We start from the raw sequence: 15,078 nt of genomic DNA on the forward strand, positions 1-15,078 counted from the left end.
TTAAAACAGCCCAGTGATATTACCCGCATCGTCTAAATCAATATGCTCAGCAGAAGGGGTTTTAGGCAGGCCAGGCATTTTCATGATAGGGCCGCAAATGACCACGATAAACCCTGCGCCAGAGGAAATACTAATATCGCGCACATGAATATCAAAGCCTGTAGGTCGACCAAGTAGTTTGGCATTATCACTAAGCGAATACTGGGTTTTGGCGATACATACTGGCATCTTATCAAGATTCAATGCTTCTAGGCGGCGTATTTTGGCCTCGGCCAGACTACTGATATCAATATCATCTGCCCCATAGATGCGCTGTGCAATCGTGCGAATTTTATCCGCAATGCTGTTGTCACTGTCATAAGCCAAACGAAATTGGCTGGGTTTATGACTGTTATCCTCAAGCAGCTTAATTAAAGAGTGTGCTAATTCTTCACCGCCCGCGCCGCCTTTCTCCCATACTTGCGTTAAGGCAACTTCCACACCTTTTGCTAGGCAGGCTTGTCGTACTAGCTCAATCTCAGCGTCCGTATCACTGACAAACTGGTTAATGGCGACGACTACAGGCAGTTCGTAGACTTCTTGCATATTTTCGATATGCTTCATTAAATTTGGCAGGCCTTGCTCAAGCGCTGCTAAGTTTTCAGTGGTTAGATTGTCTTTAGCGACACAACCATTGTATTTTAACGCTCGAATGGTGGCGACAATAACGGCTGCATCAGGCGTCAATCCTGATAAGCGACACTTAATGTCACAAAACTTCTGCGCACCAAGGTCGGCACCAAAGCCCGCCTCAGTAAGGGTATAGTCTGCCAAATGCATGGCAACGCGAGTCGCAATGACCGAGTTGCAACCATGGGCGATATTGGCAAAGGGGCCACCGTGGACGATGGCAGGCGTGCCCTCAATCGTCTGTACCAAGTTTGGCTTGATAGCTTCTTTTAGGAGTACTGCCATCGCACCATGAGCATTGAGGTCTTTGGCGTAGATTGGCTGTTTGTCTTTGTTATACGCTATTAAGATATTGCCTAGGCGTTGTTTTAAATCGTTCAAGTCTGTCGCTAAGCAAAAGATAGCCATCACTTCAGAAGCAACGGTGATATCAAAACCATCCTCACGCATCACGCCATCAGTAGTTTTGCCAATGCCGCTGATAATATTGCGTAATTGACGATCATTCATATCGACTGCCCGACGCCAGAATACTTGTTTGGGATCGATATTGAGCGCATTACCTTGATAGATATGATTGTCTAATAGCGCCGCCAGCAGGTTATTTGCCGCCCCAATCGCATGAAAGTCACCGGTAAAATGCAGGTTGATATCTTCCATGGGCAGTACTTGCGCGTAACCGCCACCAGCTGCGCCGCCTTTAATTCCAAATACCGGGCCGATGGAGGGCTCACGTATGGCAACCGCCGTTCTTTCACCGCTGTTTTGTTGCTTGTGGATACGGTTTAGTGCATCTGCTAAGCCGATGGTGACCGTGGTTTTGCCTTCACCAGCAGGCGTTGGGTTAATGGCAGTGACCAATATTAATTTGCTCTGCTTGGCCTTAGCTGGCATGGCAAACACATCGGCTGGATTTATTTTTGCTTTATAATGTCCGTACGGTTCGATATGAGTGGTTGATAAACCAAGTTTTTGTGCAATGTCATTGATAGGCTGTAAGGTAACACTTTGGGCGATGGCAATATCGCTAGGTACGGTCATATCAAAGGTCTCGTTGCAGAATGCAAGTGCGTAGGGTAAAGGGTTATTTGCTTAGTGTTTTAAATGTTGTAAATACACTAGAGCTTAATTCTTCAAAAGGTATTCAACCAAAGCGGCAAAATCATCAAATGCTCGAGTAGGATTTAGCTCCCGAATGTCTTGCCCGTAGTTATAACCATAAGACAGCCCAAGGGTGTCCATATTGGCATTTTGTCCGGCTAATATATCGTTTCTTGAATCACCAATCATAATCGCTTGTTCTGGGGTGACATTTAACGTGTCGCAGACATAGAGTAGCGGCGCGGGGTCTGGTTTTTTAACAGGCAGGCTATCACCGCCTAAGACTTCTACAAACACATCCTGCCAGCCAAAAGATTGCAAGATTTTGGGGACGAAACGAATGGGCTTATTGGTCACTAACGCCAACGTATAGCCTGCAGCTTTGAGTTTTTTTAGTCCGTTATCTACATCTGGGTAGGCGACGGTTTTGCTACCGCTAATATTGTTATAAGCGGCAAAAAATACTTGCTCTGCGTGATCGGCCTCTTCAATCGTCAGCTCACCTTCTAAGACTTCTATTTTGCCTACCAACGCGCGCTCGACCAGCATTCTTGAGCCATTGCCGACCCAATTGCGTATGGTGTCGAGAGAGTAGGTTTCTTTACCGAGAGTGGTTAGCATCGCATTGGTCGCATCAGCCAAATCTGGCACACTATCAATTAAGGTGCCATCGAAATCAAAAATTAACAGTTGCTTATCCATTATTCCTCGCTACCTAGAAGTATTGCATTCGTTTTTTAAGTTATCAGATTTAAATTTTAGGTTTTCGTTCTGTCTTACCATAGCACAGCAAACCATTAAAACTAACTGTTACTAATGTTTTTAATATCTGACTTTTAACATATGCTATTCAACCTCTTTATAGCGCGCGCGGTGTTCCTTTTTCATCTTTAGATAGGTTTCGTTTTCGCGGCATTCATCCCATTTTTGTTTAAAAATACGTGCAGATTCCGCTTTGATAGGATCCTCCTCTTGCCGTGGCAGTTCTTCACGACCATGCGCGCCGCTTTGACCTTTTTTATCATCAGGTACGGGACCTTTATATTTTTTGCCGCCTTTATGATTGGCGTAGCGACGCGCACGGGTATAGCCCATTTGGATAAATTTGCGTGCCATATCGGCACCGACAAAGTCATCAGCAGCTAGATAATCCAAAAACATCTGATAAATGGTCTCGCTGCTTTCGGTTGCAATATCAGGCGTGGCAAAGCGCCAATGTGGCAATATTTCGGACTTATAAGGCTCAACCAATAGGACGCCTTGCTCACCGCGACCGACACGGTATAGCTCAGGATGCGCGCGCAAATCTAGGTTTTTATAATCCAAATCATAATCAAACTCTCTCATAGTCTTTCCTTATTCGTAGTCATTTTTTTAGTATTGAGCTATCAAATTTATCATTATCAATACTATCGAGTATACTGAGCACCCCTGTCTAAAAAACAGCACAAAAATGTTATGCAACCGTGACAGTAAGCGTTTAGCATAAGAAGAGTCATTAGTAGAATCAATCATTGGGCAGGTCTGAGTAGGTAGATGTCATGACAGTTAGTAAAAATATCGTAAATAAAAGCAGTCTAGCTAGCTCGACTTTTACGATGTCATTAAAACGTGCATTCATACTATTAGCGCTGCTGCTTATAAGTGTGCTAAGCACTAATACTGCTCATAGTGCGTGGTTTGAGCGTTTGATACCGCAAGGAGAAAGTTATACAGTACGCGAGACAGATCGTGATTTGGCGTTTGTGATTGATGGTTTTATCTATGATGCGCGTACGTCTTGTTTTTTAGCAGTGGGCGATCGGGTGATATTTTTTGAAGGGCGGCATGGTATTGATTACCGCGCGACGATTTATGATTTGGACTCGCGTGAGCGCTGTCAGCTGCTCTTACGCGGCCGGTTGTATCAAGAATAGATCGAACCAAAAATTAAACATAAAAAAAGCCCCAAACATTGCTGTTCGGGGCTTTTTAGAATTCGTCAAACGAATGGTGGCTCGAGGCAGGATCGAACTGCCGACACACGGATTTTCAATCCGTTGCTCTACCTACTGAGCTATCGAGCCGTCTCGTTGAGGTCGCTATTAAACTAAATATACGCGTTGCTGTCAAGCTATTTTTGCATAATTATGAGAAAAGCTTAAAAATAGGTGGGTATAAGCAGTCAAAATAAAGACAATGTTACTTTTGCTCACTCTTTAACACGCAGTAGCTCATACTTGCTCATAATACGATGAATGTCTGTATCAACAGGGACAAACTCACGAACACCTTTTTTAACCTCAGCATCATAGACCAATTTAATAAACTTAGCATCAATGGCGCGGCCTTTATTTTGCGGGTGTACGGTCAAATACTGCAAGCGCTTGGCATTGGTTTGCCCGTCATCGAAGCAGGCTACCGCAGCGATGGGTTTATCATTAAACATACCGACGTATAAATATTGCCCACGTTTAAAACCTTGCGTAACGATATTTAATACTTCTATGCCACTAGGCTGCGTATCATCGCTATCATATAAGGCATGCAAGCGCTCAGATAACTCATTTTCACGCGCAGGTTTTTTGATGAGTGGGGCATCCAAGCTATTGATGGCAATCGCTTCTAAAGGCATAGTTGGTTCCTAGTAAATTGATATAGCATGGCGTTGTAAAGTCGGCGCAGGTAATGATTGATAAAACTGAATTCACTATTTTAGCAGAATGACATGATTTTGTACGCGGTTTAACGCTTGGTCATGGCGGTAAATGGTAGGGTTTGCTATGATAAGGTTATTATTTTTTAACGTTATTAATAATAACTAGTTTTTTTGACTATTTGTGTTTTATCGTTCTCACATTTGGACCTCGCCGGGCTTTTTTAGGCCTGTTTTTATTGTTTGCTTTTCATTGATAGAGAGTAGCCATGACAACTGATTCAAACTTAAATCTACACGGCCGCCCAGCACGCACGGCCACCGTTGAGCGCAATACTGCTGAGACGCAAATCACTTGTACAGTCAATCTTGATGGAACCGGTCAAGGAGTTGTCGATACTGGCGTGCCATTTTTAGATCATATGCTTGATCAAATTAAGCGTCATGGTTTGTTTGACCTTGACATCAAATGTACTGGCGATACTTACATCGATGATCACCACAGCGTCGAAGATACGGGCATTACCCTTGGGCAGGCATTCAATAAAGCACTTGGCGATAAAAAAGGCATCCGTCGCTACGGACATTTTTATGCGCCACTTGACGAGTCATTGACCCGTGCCGTTGTCGATCTTTCAGGTCGCCCTGGGTTACACATGGACATTCCGTTTACGCGCTCGCACGTGGGTACTTTCGATGTCGATCTATTTAGTGAGTTTTTCTATGGCTTGGTTAACCACTCGTGGATGACCGTGCATTTAGACAATCTCAAAGGTAAAAACAGCCATCATCAGATCGAATCTACCTTTAAAGCTTTTGCTCGTGCGCTACGTATGGCGTGTGAATATGATGAGCGTGCATTGAATACGCTACCGTCGACCAAAGAGGCGTTCTAGATGAGTAGAGCTACTAAAATTGCACTATTAGATTATGGCATGGGTAATTTGCACTCTGCTGGCAAAGCACTATCAGCAGTAGGCGCAGACGTCTCTATCACCAATGACCCAAAAGTCGTCGCTGCTGCCGACAAAATCGTTTTCCCCGGTGTCGGAGCCATGCGCGATTGCATGATTGGTATGCATGAAGCGGGTATTGATGAGGTCGTGCGTGATGCGATATTTAACAAGCCTGTGATGGCTATCTGTGTCGGTATGCAGGCGTTGTTTGAGCAGTCGGCGGAGAATGGTGGCACGGACTGTTTGGGCATCTTAAATGGCACGGTAGAAGCCTTTGACCCGGCGTGGACGGACGAGCAAGGCGCGACGATTAAAGTGCCGCACATGGGCTGGAACACGATTACGGAGATGGATACTAGCCACCCGTTATGGAATGGTATTGAGGACAACGCGCATTTTTACTTTGTACATAGCTATTACTGTGCGCCTGCCGATAGCGCACAAGTGGCGGCGGTATGTGACTATGGGCAGCCATTTTGCGCCAGCGTTATCCAAGACAACTTATTCGCCACCCAGTTCCATCCAGAAAAAAGCCATACTGCTGGCTTGCAGCTGTTAAAGAATTTCGTCGAGTGGGATGTGTAGATAGGTAGTAAACATAAATTGCATACTTGCTTCAGAATAGGGTAGATTATCGTTTGTATAATCTGCCTTTTTTATTATCCGTTATTTTTATTATTCATTTTTAGTTATTGTTGCTTAATGATACGCTCAATTATTTTTTGCTCGCTTATACTTGGAATATCTCAGTGGACTTTACCGCCTTTAAAATTGATATCATCGACATAACAGGATTGGCCAAAGATGCGCTGCATATTTATGTTGGCGTCGGCGTCTATCTGCTTTGTCTACTCTTACTGCTACCTATTATCAAAAAGCAAGGTATTCGATCATTCATCGCATTGATCGTGGTGACGGGTGTCGCTCTATTAGGTGAGTATTTGGACAACCGTCATATCATTAGACCAAGAGGGTTTTTTGCATTAGGAATGGTAGATATCAAGGCAAGTTTTCATGATTTGGTGAATACTTGCTTAGTACCTTACGTGCTACATGCATTAAATAAGTGGACAGCCATCTTTCGACCAGCCAATAAACCTGCCTCATTGACCAAACGCCATAAAAAAACGGACTATTAAACAGTCCGTTTTTTTTTTGCTATTTGAGCTTATGATTTTAGCAGCTAATCTTATTTTTTGGCCTCATCATACAGCTCGCGTACTACGTCGCCAATCACCTTAATACCATCCGTCAGCGTCTGCTCATCGGCGGCGATGCTCATACGGATACACTCGTGCGCGTGCTGGTAATCGCTGACGTCGACACCAGGGAAGAAGTATTTGCTTGGCACAATCAATGTGCCTTTTTCTTTGAGACGCTCGTACAGCTCAAGGGTAGTAATCGGCAAATCTTTAAACCATAACCAGAAAAATATCGCGCCTTCAGGCTTATGAATAACCAGCGGATAATTACCCAAGGCTTCTTTTAACAGCTTCACAGCGAGTTTTGCTTGCTGCTGATAAAACGGCTTAACTTCATTATCAGATAACTGCTTGATACGATCGTTTTCTACCAGTGGTGTGGCAATCGCTGCACCAAAGCGTGTCGGTGCTAGATTGACCACCGCATTCATCGCGCTGACCGCTGCGATCACTTTCGCATCGGCGACAATGATACCGGTACGCACACCAGGCAGACCGATTTTGGACAGGCTAAAGCACAGAATCGTATTGTCATCCCAGTTTAAATGCGCATCTGAATAAATGATATTAGGAAACGGCATACCATAAGCATTATCGATAATCAGCGGCACATCGTAGCGTTTGGCAATCTCGGCTAAATGATTCATTTCCTCATCGGTCAACACGTTACCCGTTGGATTGGTCGGACGTGAACAGCAAATTGCGCCGATACGACCTTCTTTTAACGCTGGCAAGTTCTCTAATGCCTCAAAATCCACCCGATATTTAAAGAAGCCTTCTTCGCCATCATGCGTGACTTCATCGATATGCGGCAGGACAGCCATGAAGTGTTGACCATCGATGTGTACGTCGCTATAGCCGATGTATTCAGGCGTGAGCGGCAATAGAATCGATTTATCGACAGACTCATTCTTTTCATCAATGAAAGCACCGCCAAATAGGTTAAACAAGAAGAAAAAGGCGTTTTGTGAGCCATTGGTCAGAGCAATATTCTCCGCGCTCAGATTCCAATCATAATGACGGTTAAAAAAGCCAACTAAGGCATCAATAAATTCAGCATCACCTTGCGGGTTGGAGTAGTTTGCCATGCTAATAATGGCGCTACTATCAGGATCACTAGCGTTACTGTCATTACCAAGCGCTTGGTAAGTCTGCAAAAACAACTCATTCACCGCATCAATTTTGGCAGGGTTACCACCACCAAGCATATTGACTGGCTGATCGCTTTTTAGCGCATCGCCCAGATCATCCATCAATTGCGAGATACCAGTCGGCTGAGTAAATTTCTGACCAAATTTTGAGAATTTCATAAGGTTACCATGCTGTTTTGGAGAGGGTTGTCATATTATTTGATTGATAAAGTGGCGCTAGTATATCAAATGACGGCGACAAGGTGAGTAAACAACCTTGCTTGATGCAGACCTTAATACACAAGAGCTCGTCCGATGTCCAACAAACGCTAACACATCCTCATCTGCAACCCTTATATAGTAAGTGCTAAATAAAAAAGCTATTACTAAAAAAGGAGTACCTCATGAAAGCCGTATTACTCGATGAAAAAAGATTTGCTGCCGAGCTAGAGCGACCTACCCCCGAAAAAATAACCGACTACGTCACCTTTGAAGAAACCCCACAAGACAATAAAACCATCATTGAGCGCTGTCAAGATGCCGACATCATGATTAATGGCTCCCTACGTATCGAGCGTGAAGTGATTGAGGCGCTACCCAATCTCAAACTCATCCAGCTCCTCTCTGTCGGCTCCAACCATATTGACAAACAAGCTTGCGAAGACAACGACGTCAAAGTCCTCAACGCACCAGATTTTGCCAGTGCTACCGTCGCCGAGCACACCATGATGCTACTACTCAGCGCCATGCGTGCCAGTATCAATTATCATAACAAAGTTAAAAGTGGTGAATGGAAGGAGAAGGGGCGAGCCGACATCATCGATGCTGAGGCCATTGACCTCGAGGGCTTAACCATCGGTATGATTGGTATCGGTGACATTGGTAAGCGGATTACCAAGCTTGCCAAAGCCTATGACATGAACGTCCTATGGGCAGAGCGCCAAGGTTGCAAGCCTCGTAATGACGACTACACCGACTTTGAAACCGTCCTCAGCAAGTCAGATGTCATCACCATACATTGCCCGCTCACCGAGGAAACAAAACATCTCATTAACCAAGATACTCTAAGCAAAATGAGCAAAAAACCGCTACTGGTCAACGTCGCACGTGGCAAGATTGTCGATAGCGAGGCCTTAGCTAGCGCAGTCAGACAGGAGCAAATACTCGGCTATGCTACTGATGTCTTTGAACAAGAACCTGCCGGTGAAAATGACCCGATTGTCCAGCTTGCCAATGAAGGTCATCCTCGCATCATTCTAACCCCGCATATGGGTGCAGGCAGCCGAGCCTCGCAAGTCAAACTATGGAAGATAATCACTCGACAAATCAATGACTTTATTGAAAATAACTAGAATTAAAGTGGTTGGGATTAAAATAACTGAGATGTGAATTGAGAGGGTTTTGGTTTGCGATTTTGAGGGCTTGGGTTTTTGGAGCCAATCCTGCTTTTCGCTTGTCAAACTCTCGTAGAAGATGTAGATAAGGTGTAATCCACCGAATAAGCTCTGCTATTATGTTCAGTAAACTTTATGAAAATGCTATGGCAGCGTACTTCAGATAGAGCTATTTTAGATCATAAAAGGAATTACAGTGAATAATGTACAGCGAACACTTGATGAAGTTAACCTCAAAACTAAACCATCAAAAGATAATGGAAACAGTATTACAGACCAAGATTTTCAGCCTAAATCTACTAAATCAACAGGCTCAAAATACTCTATACCAGATGATATTATCAACGACTGGAAACTAAAAATACAATTTAAAATGTATGATCCTAAAGGTGACTTTAGCGTACCTTGTTGCTGCGCTTTCTTTTTATTTGACGATGAGTGGAATGAAGAAGGTCTTAGTGCATTAAAAGAACAGTCAGGTGCAGAATTGTTAATTGGCATAAGAACCAGTCGTAGATTTGTGGAGATTAATAACGTCATAGATGGTGTGGTTTGCTGTGAGCTTAAGCAGGTTGATAGGATTGTAAATCAGTTCCAAGCTATGTTGAGTGTGCATGGAAGCTATATTGCTATGGATCTGAATGACATCATCAGCTTTTTTAATCAATGTCCATATACTCAATATGCAGAATCAAAACTTTATTTATCAGACGATTTTTTCAAGAAAAATAAACAGGAGGTTGAAGGATTTATAGGTAACCTTCCTATAAAAGACGTTAGAAGTCTATTGCTTTACATCCAAACAATTAACCCTGGAAACCTTGAGCAATCTAGTGAAATTATAGAAATGGTTAATCGGAAAATGAATGACTCTGACATGGTGCTTTATGGCATGGCAATGAGTAAATTAAACAATGCTTATATCAGTGTAATATACCCCGACGAGCCATCGCAAAATTAACAAATCATGACTCGCTTCGACACATAAAAGGCTATAAAGTTTTTTGTTCCAGACGATGCCTATAGAGCGATTGACTAACACTTAATAATTATATGCTCGGTAATATTTCAATAAGTTTTTGTCTTGCTTGCCTTTTCTCATTACTAAATGAACTAGGGTGGTGTATGCGATAACACTGAGCATCATACTCGGGTAGTTTAAAAGCCCATAAATCCTTTGAGTGGTAGCCTGCAATAGCTGTACGTTCTCTCAACTCCGAATTTGGGAAGTATCTACGTCTTGCTGCAATGCCCTGATTGCCTGTAGCGAATATGATGATATCGGGATTTAGCACCTCAATTTGAGCGACAATAATTTTTTTAGAAATAGTTTCTATCTCTTTTATCATGTCCTTATCTTTTATGTGATTGATATGCCCGCCCTTATAGTCAGAGGCATAGATGTTAGCCCATAAAACACCATTATCGCCACTTTTTTTCGCAACATCACGTACAAAATTAAAGAATGATTTACCACGAGTATCTTTTTTCTTTTCTTTTAGTTGGTCTCGTACGAATTCTTTACTCTTATCCATTGACCGCTTAATTCCATTTTTATCATATTGGAAGTCATTCCAACTCTTTAACCAACCCTTAGTTTCTCTACCAACAATTAGTATTTTATTAGGCGCTTTTTCGTATTCATCAGGTACACTGCCCAAAAGTAGTTTTGCTAAATCGTTATAGGATAAGGATTTTTCTAAAAACTCTTGATGCTCTTCAGCAATACTCATATAACGCTCAAACAGCTTTTCTTGTAACATTTCTTTCTCCTAGTAAAAAACATATTCAATAACCTCTAAACCATCGCCCTCACCCTTGCCATAATCCCACGTCCAATCACCAGTCTCACATAAATAATGGCAATGGCAAACAGCAAAACGATTAACGCTGCCCCGCCAATAGCCAAGCTCGTCCAGGGCACACTAAACTGTAGATTAAACCATTGAGTAATCGCAGCCCATGCGCCAACGCTGGCGATAACGACCGCAAAGGTCGCTGCGCTAATACCAAGTACACCTAACTCTAGGATGTTGAGCATGTATAAGTCGCGCTTTTGCATACCGAGTAGTCTAAATGATGCGCTGTCCTTCATGCGATCTTGCGAGGTAGACAGTAGCGAACTGATCAGCACCATGACCCCCGTCAGCAATGCCAGTAGGGTAAAGACATAGACCAAGCGGCTCATTTGTACCACCAGCTCTTGGATTTGCTCAGCGATTGCCGTACCGTCGATGGTGGTGACCGCCGGGAACTGGCGTACTAATTTGCCTTGTAGCTCTGGAATCATATCTTCTGATACGTGGGCAGTGGCAAATTGAATCTGCGGGGCAGCGGACAGTACAGACGGCTCAAATAAGAAGTAAAAATACGGGCTTGGGCCACGTTCATAGCGCGTGCGAATACTGGTGATTTGCCCGATAATTTCGATCCCTTGAATATTAAAGACCACTTCATCGCCCATGCCGACATTGAGCATACTGGCGGCAGTGTCCAAGATAGATAAGGGTTTGACTTGCTGGTCGGCATCATCGATAGGGGTATATAGCGCGCCGTCTGTGAGTGATTCAGTGATGTATTCGGTGTCCATGACCGTATCTGTATAGCTTAAGTTAAACACCCGCGTAGGATCATCGAAGCCATCCTCAGGCTCGATGTCTTTTGCCGCCACGTCATTGGCTGTCTCCACACGGGCACGAATCACCGGATAATAGGTAACGGGTGCCTCAATGATGGTATCAATCTTATCATGCTGATCGCTCTGCACATCGAGCAAAAACAGATTGGGCGCGTCTTCAGGATAGGCATTAATAAACTGCGCATTGATACTGTGATTAAGTGTGGTGATGAGCGTTAGCACCGCGACCGACAGTGATAAGGTGACAAAGAACAGCGCGGATTGGTTGCCTTTACGCGCCAGATTATGAATAGCGATACGCTGCATCCAGCTGACCTTAGTGTTGCTTGCCAATTTCGCCAGTAGCCACAGCCAACCACGCGCCAGTAGCCAAAATATTGCCACAAAGCCAATCAAGCCGCCCAATAGCTGCGCCCCTAACGACAGCGAACCCACTTCATAAGCAAAGAAGGCATATAGCCCTGCCAGCACCAAGCCATACCATAGTAACGGTACGCGTCGATACCAAGGCAGGTCTCTAGTCTGCGTGCTCGCACCTTGGTTGAGGAGGGTAGCAGGCTTAGTGGTATTTAGTGTACTCAGGCCGCGCTGCGCGATCAGTAATGTTAGGACTAAGGCAATTGTCACGGTCTTGATGGCACTGATTGGATTGATGGCAAGACCCACGTCGGCAGGCAAGATAGCCACTAGATAAGGCTGACCAACTTTGAGTAAGCCTAGGCTTAATATCACTGCGGCAACACAAGCGACAGCAGTCGTGACGATAAGCAGCTGATAGTAACTGCGCTTAAGTGAGCCGAGCGGCTCGCCTAATGCCAAGCGAATGGCGTTATTGGACTGCTGCTTGGTGACAAACGCGCTAATGACACCGTACATGGCGACCGCAGAGAGTAGTAATACCGCAATGACCAACAATTTTAAAAACATCAATACATTGTCAGAGATACGCGAGACCGAAGTATCGGCTGACACAGCGTCAGATAGCTCAATATCAGCATAATTGGTCAGGATATTTGTGAGTGCGTCACGCTGTGCGGTTATCAGCTCGGGATCGCCTGCTATCTCGATACGATAGTTTATGCGGCTACGTTGTCCTAATAGATTGGTTGATGGGAGTGCATCTTGCTTCATCAGCACACGGCCACCAAAACCAAAGGTAGTTAGAGGTCGATCAGGCTCTTTTGTCAGTACATCATTGATCATGAATTGCGCATCGCCAATGGTGATACGGTCGCCGACTTCGGCCTGTAGACTACTGAGCACTTCTGGTGCAACGATCACACTGTCAGATGTTAGCTGCTCCCATAGCGGCTGTCCTGAGGCAAGCTCAGCTGTACCGTATAAGGGATACGACGGCGAGACGGCTTTGACGCTGGCAAGCAAGGTTTGCTCATCATTGACCAGCATGGCGCTAAACTGATAGTCATATACCGTCTGTGTATTAGGGATAGTTTCTACCTGCGTTAGTACTTCGCTTGGCCAGTCTTGCTTGCTGTTTAGGATGAGATCCCCACCAACGAGTGCGCGCTGATTGTCATTAATATAGCTATCGACAGACTGTTGCACAGAGTCAAGGGTCAGGTAGGTAGCAAGCGACAGAGTCAAAGTCAGTAGGAACAACACAGGATACACCCAGCGCTGCCACCAGCTACGACTGAGTGCTTGCGAGCCTAAATCGCGATTAAAAAGCTGGCTTATCATACCACCGGAGTAATTTGACTCTTTATCCATATTATCCATTAACTGTCGACCCATCTATCATACCGTCATGCATAGTAATAACGCGATCTGCCATGTCAGCAAGCGCAGGATCGTGAGTCACGACGATCAGTGCTGACCCCGTCTGCTGGCGCAGGTCTAATAATAAGTTCATGACTTGATCGGCATTTTGCTCATCAAGGTTACCTGTTGGCTCATCAGCGAACACAATCTTTGGCTGCGATACCAATGCTCGAGCCACCGCCGTGCGCTGTTGCTCACCGCCTGATAGTTGATTGGGCAGACTGTTACGTCTATGACCTAAGTCGACGGCTTCAATCAATTCGTTGACGCGTGCTTTATTCGGACGCCGCGCAATATCAAGCGGAAAGGCAATGTTTTCCGCCACCGTCAAAGTTGGTAGTAAGTGAAACGACTGAAAGACAAAGCCCATCTCACGCTGACGAATGACCGCCAGCGCATCTTCATCAAGACTGCTTAATGTCTGTCCAGCCAGCTCAACCGAGCCGCTATCAGGATAGTCTAGTGCAGCAAGTAGACCCAGCAGAGTGGATTTACCCGAGCCTGATTTACCCATGATGACCACGAACTCGCCAGCATCAACATGGATACTGACGTCTTTAATAATCGCTAGTGATTGCTCACCCACTTGTACGGTTTTGTTGAGATGTGTGGCGGTAAGTAAGGCTTGCTGTGCAGGATTGGATGTAGATTCTGTTGATAATGATGCTGCAGTCGAATTTGATAAGGTCATTACATAGTCTCAGTTGACGTAAGGTCTGTTACTTGTGCTGGCTCGTTAGGTATCTTAGTCAGTCGAATCAGTTATTTTCAGTCTCTACCATTGTTTCAAGCTTGGGCGCTAAGATTGGCAGGATATTATCATTAACGATAATTGTGTAGCCATCTTTGGTTGGATGAATGGCATCGGCTTGGTTGAGCTCAGGGTCTCCGCCCACACCATTTAAAAAGAACGGAATCAGCGTGACGTTCATATCTTTAGCGATGCGAGGATAAATTGCGGCAAACGACTCTACATAGTCAGAGCCAAGATTGTCATAAATCTGCATGCCACCCAAGATGACTTTACTGCCGTTGTCTTGCAAATGTTTAACCGCGGTACGGATGTTATCTTCAACGGTTGCGACGTCAATACCACGGATAGCGTCATTAGCGCCAATAGTCAGTATGGTAATATCAGGCTTGGTTTGTGTTACCCAGTCTAAACGATTGACAAGGCCTGTACTGGTCTCACCGCTAAGACCTGAATTGATAACTTTGACATTCTTATAGCCCATGTCCTTTAGCGTTACTTCTAACTGGGCAGGGTAATTATCATTAGGGTCGACTCCCAAACCTTCAGTCAGAGAATCGCCAAGTGCTAAAATAGTAATAGGTTGCTCAATCGCCACGACATTGTCTTGTTCAGTCGCTGTTTCACGTGAAACTTCGCTTGCAACATGTGCTTGTGATGTATCTATTGCTTGGTCTTTAGCGTCAGTATTATCAGTGGCTGAGCTGCAAGCTACCAGTGCTAAGCTTGTCAATAGAGTTAGACCAACATTTTTAGACAAACGTATCATTAATTGTGGTTTCATTGAAGGTAACGGCATAGTAATTCCATTGCAGGTCTA

General features: G+C 44.4%; 15 protein-coding genes and 1 tRNA gene. 6 read left to right on the forward strand and 10 right to left on the reverse strand.

Going from position 1 to position 15,078, the window contains the following annotated elements; translation table 11 throughout:
* From ACS8FB_RS12740 to ACS8FB_RS12750, 3 genes are all read right to left on the reverse strand, one after another.
* On the reverse strand, positions 1–1,710 hold the full coding sequence (locus tag ACS8FB_RS12740) for a formate--tetrahydrofolate ligase (RefSeq protein ID WP_439263412.1): 1,710 nt from the start codon (positions 1,708–1,710) through the stop codon (positions 1–3).
* 84 nt (positions 1,711–1,794) lie between these two features.
* Positions 1,795–2,472 carry a phosphoglycolate phosphatase gene (locus ACS8FB_RS12745; RefSeq protein WP_439263414.1) on the reverse strand — a complete coding sequence of 226 codons (678 nt, stop codon included), beginning with the start codon at positions 2,470–2,472 and terminating at the stop codon, positions 1,795–1,797.
* Positions 2,473–2,616: 144 nt separating this feature from the next.
* Positions 2,617–3,117 carry a DUF4385 domain-containing protein gene (locus ACS8FB_RS12750; protein WP_439263416.1) on the reverse strand — a complete coding sequence of 167 codons (501 nt, stop codon included), beginning with the start codon at positions 3,115–3,117 and terminating at the stop codon, positions 2,617–2,619.
* 194 nt (positions 3,118–3,311) lie between these two features.
* On the opposite strand from ACS8FB_RS12750, the gene ACS8FB_RS12755 reads away from it, so the two are divergent.
* Positions 3,312–3,686: a hypothetical protein gene (locus ACS8FB_RS12755; RefSeq protein ID WP_439263418.1), complete on the forward strand. Its 375-nt coding sequence runs from the start codon at positions 3,312–3,314 to the stop codon at positions 3,684–3,686.
* Positions 3,687–3,760: 74 nt separating this feature from the next.
* Here the strand turns inward: ACS8FB_RS12755 and ACS8FB_RS12760 are convergent.
* Both ACS8FB_RS12760 and ACS8FB_RS12765 read right to left on the reverse strand, forming a co-directional pair.
* Positions 3,761–3,836: transfer RNA gene (locus ACS8FB_RS12760), tRNA-Phe, on the reverse strand.
* Between the two features lie 125 nt (positions 3,837–3,961).
* Positions 3,962–4,384, reverse strand: coding sequence for a hypothetical protein (locus ACS8FB_RS12765; protein WP_439263420.1), 423 nt, complete (start codon positions 4,382–4,384; stop codon positions 3,962–3,964).
* Between the two features lie 290 nt (positions 4,385–4,674).
* Between ACS8FB_RS12765 and hisB the strand changes: the two genes are divergently transcribed.
* From hisB to ACS8FB_RS12780, 3 genes are all read left to right on the forward strand, one after another.
* Complete coding sequence (hisB, locus tag ACS8FB_RS12770) at positions 4,675–5,301, forward strand: imidazoleglycerol-phosphate dehydratase HisB (protein WP_439263422.1); 627 nt, start codon at positions 4,675–4,677, stop codon at positions 5,299–5,301.
* Entirely contained in the window at positions 5,302–5,946 is a 645-nt protein-coding gene (gene hisH / locus ACS8FB_RS12775) for an imidazole glycerol phosphate synthase subunit HisH (RefSeq protein WP_439263424.1), read from the forward strand.
* Positions 5,947–6,110: 164 nt separating this feature from the next.
* On the forward strand, positions 6,111–6,500 hold the full coding sequence (locus ACS8FB_RS12780) for a hypothetical protein (protein ID WP_439263426.1): 390 nt from the start codon (positions 6,111–6,113) through the stop codon (positions 6,498–6,500).
* 50 nt (positions 6,501–6,550) lie between these two features.
* Here the strand turns inward: ACS8FB_RS12780 and ACS8FB_RS12785 are convergent, their stop codons facing one another.
* On the reverse strand, positions 6,551–7,873 hold the full coding sequence (locus tag ACS8FB_RS12785) for a valine--pyruvate transaminase (protein WP_439263428.1): 1,323 nt from the start codon (positions 7,871–7,873) through the stop codon (positions 6,551–6,553).
* Between the two features lie 224 nt (positions 7,874–8,097).
* Here ACS8FB_RS12785 and ACS8FB_RS12790 point away from each other — a divergent pair, with 224 nt between their 5' ends.
* Both ACS8FB_RS12790 and ACS8FB_RS12795 read left to right on the forward strand, forming a co-directional pair.
* On the forward strand, positions 8,098–9,045 hold the full coding sequence (locus ACS8FB_RS12790; RefSeq protein WP_439263430.1) for an NAD(P)-dependent oxidoreductase: 948 nt from the start codon (positions 8,098–8,100) through the stop codon (positions 9,043–9,045).
* 238 nt (positions 9,046–9,283) lie between these two features.
* Positions 9,284–10,048 (forward strand): hypothetical protein, encoded by a 765-nt coding sequence (locus ACS8FB_RS12795; RefSeq protein WP_439263432.1) that lies wholly within the window; start codon positions 9,284–9,286, stop codon positions 10,046–10,048.
* Positions 10,049–10,136: 88 nt separating this feature from the next.
* Here ACS8FB_RS12795 and ACS8FB_RS12800 read toward each other — a convergent pair whose 3' ends face one another.
* The 4 genes from ACS8FB_RS12800 to ACS8FB_RS12815 all read right to left on the reverse strand — a co-directional run bounded on the left by ACS8FB_RS12800 (position 10,137) and on the right by ACS8FB_RS12815 (position 15,057).
* Entirely contained in the window at positions 10,137–10,850 is a 714-nt protein-coding gene (locus tag ACS8FB_RS12800; RefSeq protein WP_439263434.1) for a hypothetical protein, read from the reverse strand.
* Between the two features lie 35 nt (positions 10,851–10,885).
* Positions 10,886–13,480: an ABC transporter permease gene (locus ACS8FB_RS12805; protein ID WP_439263436.1), complete on the reverse strand. Its 2,595-nt coding sequence runs from the start codon at positions 13,478–13,480 to the stop codon at positions 10,886–10,888.
* The gene (locus ACS8FB_RS12810; protein WP_439263438.1) at positions 13,458–14,198 is read right to left on the reverse strand and encodes an ABC transporter ATP-binding protein; all 741 of its coding nucleotides are present in this window, start codon (positions 14,196–14,198) and stop codon (positions 13,458–13,460) included. The genes ACS8FB_RS12805 and ACS8FB_RS12810 overlap by 23 nt, the downstream gene beginning before the upstream one ends.
* A gap of 67 nt (positions 14,199–14,265) precedes the next feature.
* The gene (locus ACS8FB_RS12815) at positions 14,266–15,057 is read right to left on the reverse strand and encodes an arylesterase (protein WP_439263440.1); all 792 of its coding nucleotides are present in this window, start codon (positions 15,055–15,057) and stop codon (positions 14,266–14,268) included.
* Positions 15,058–15,078: the final 21 nt, after the last annotated feature.

Source organism: Psychrobacter sp. 1U1 (assembly GCF_051847535.1).
Classification (GTDB): Bacteria; Pseudomonadota; Gammaproteobacteria; order Pseudomonadales; family Moraxellaceae; genus Psychrobacter; species Psychrobacter saeujeotis.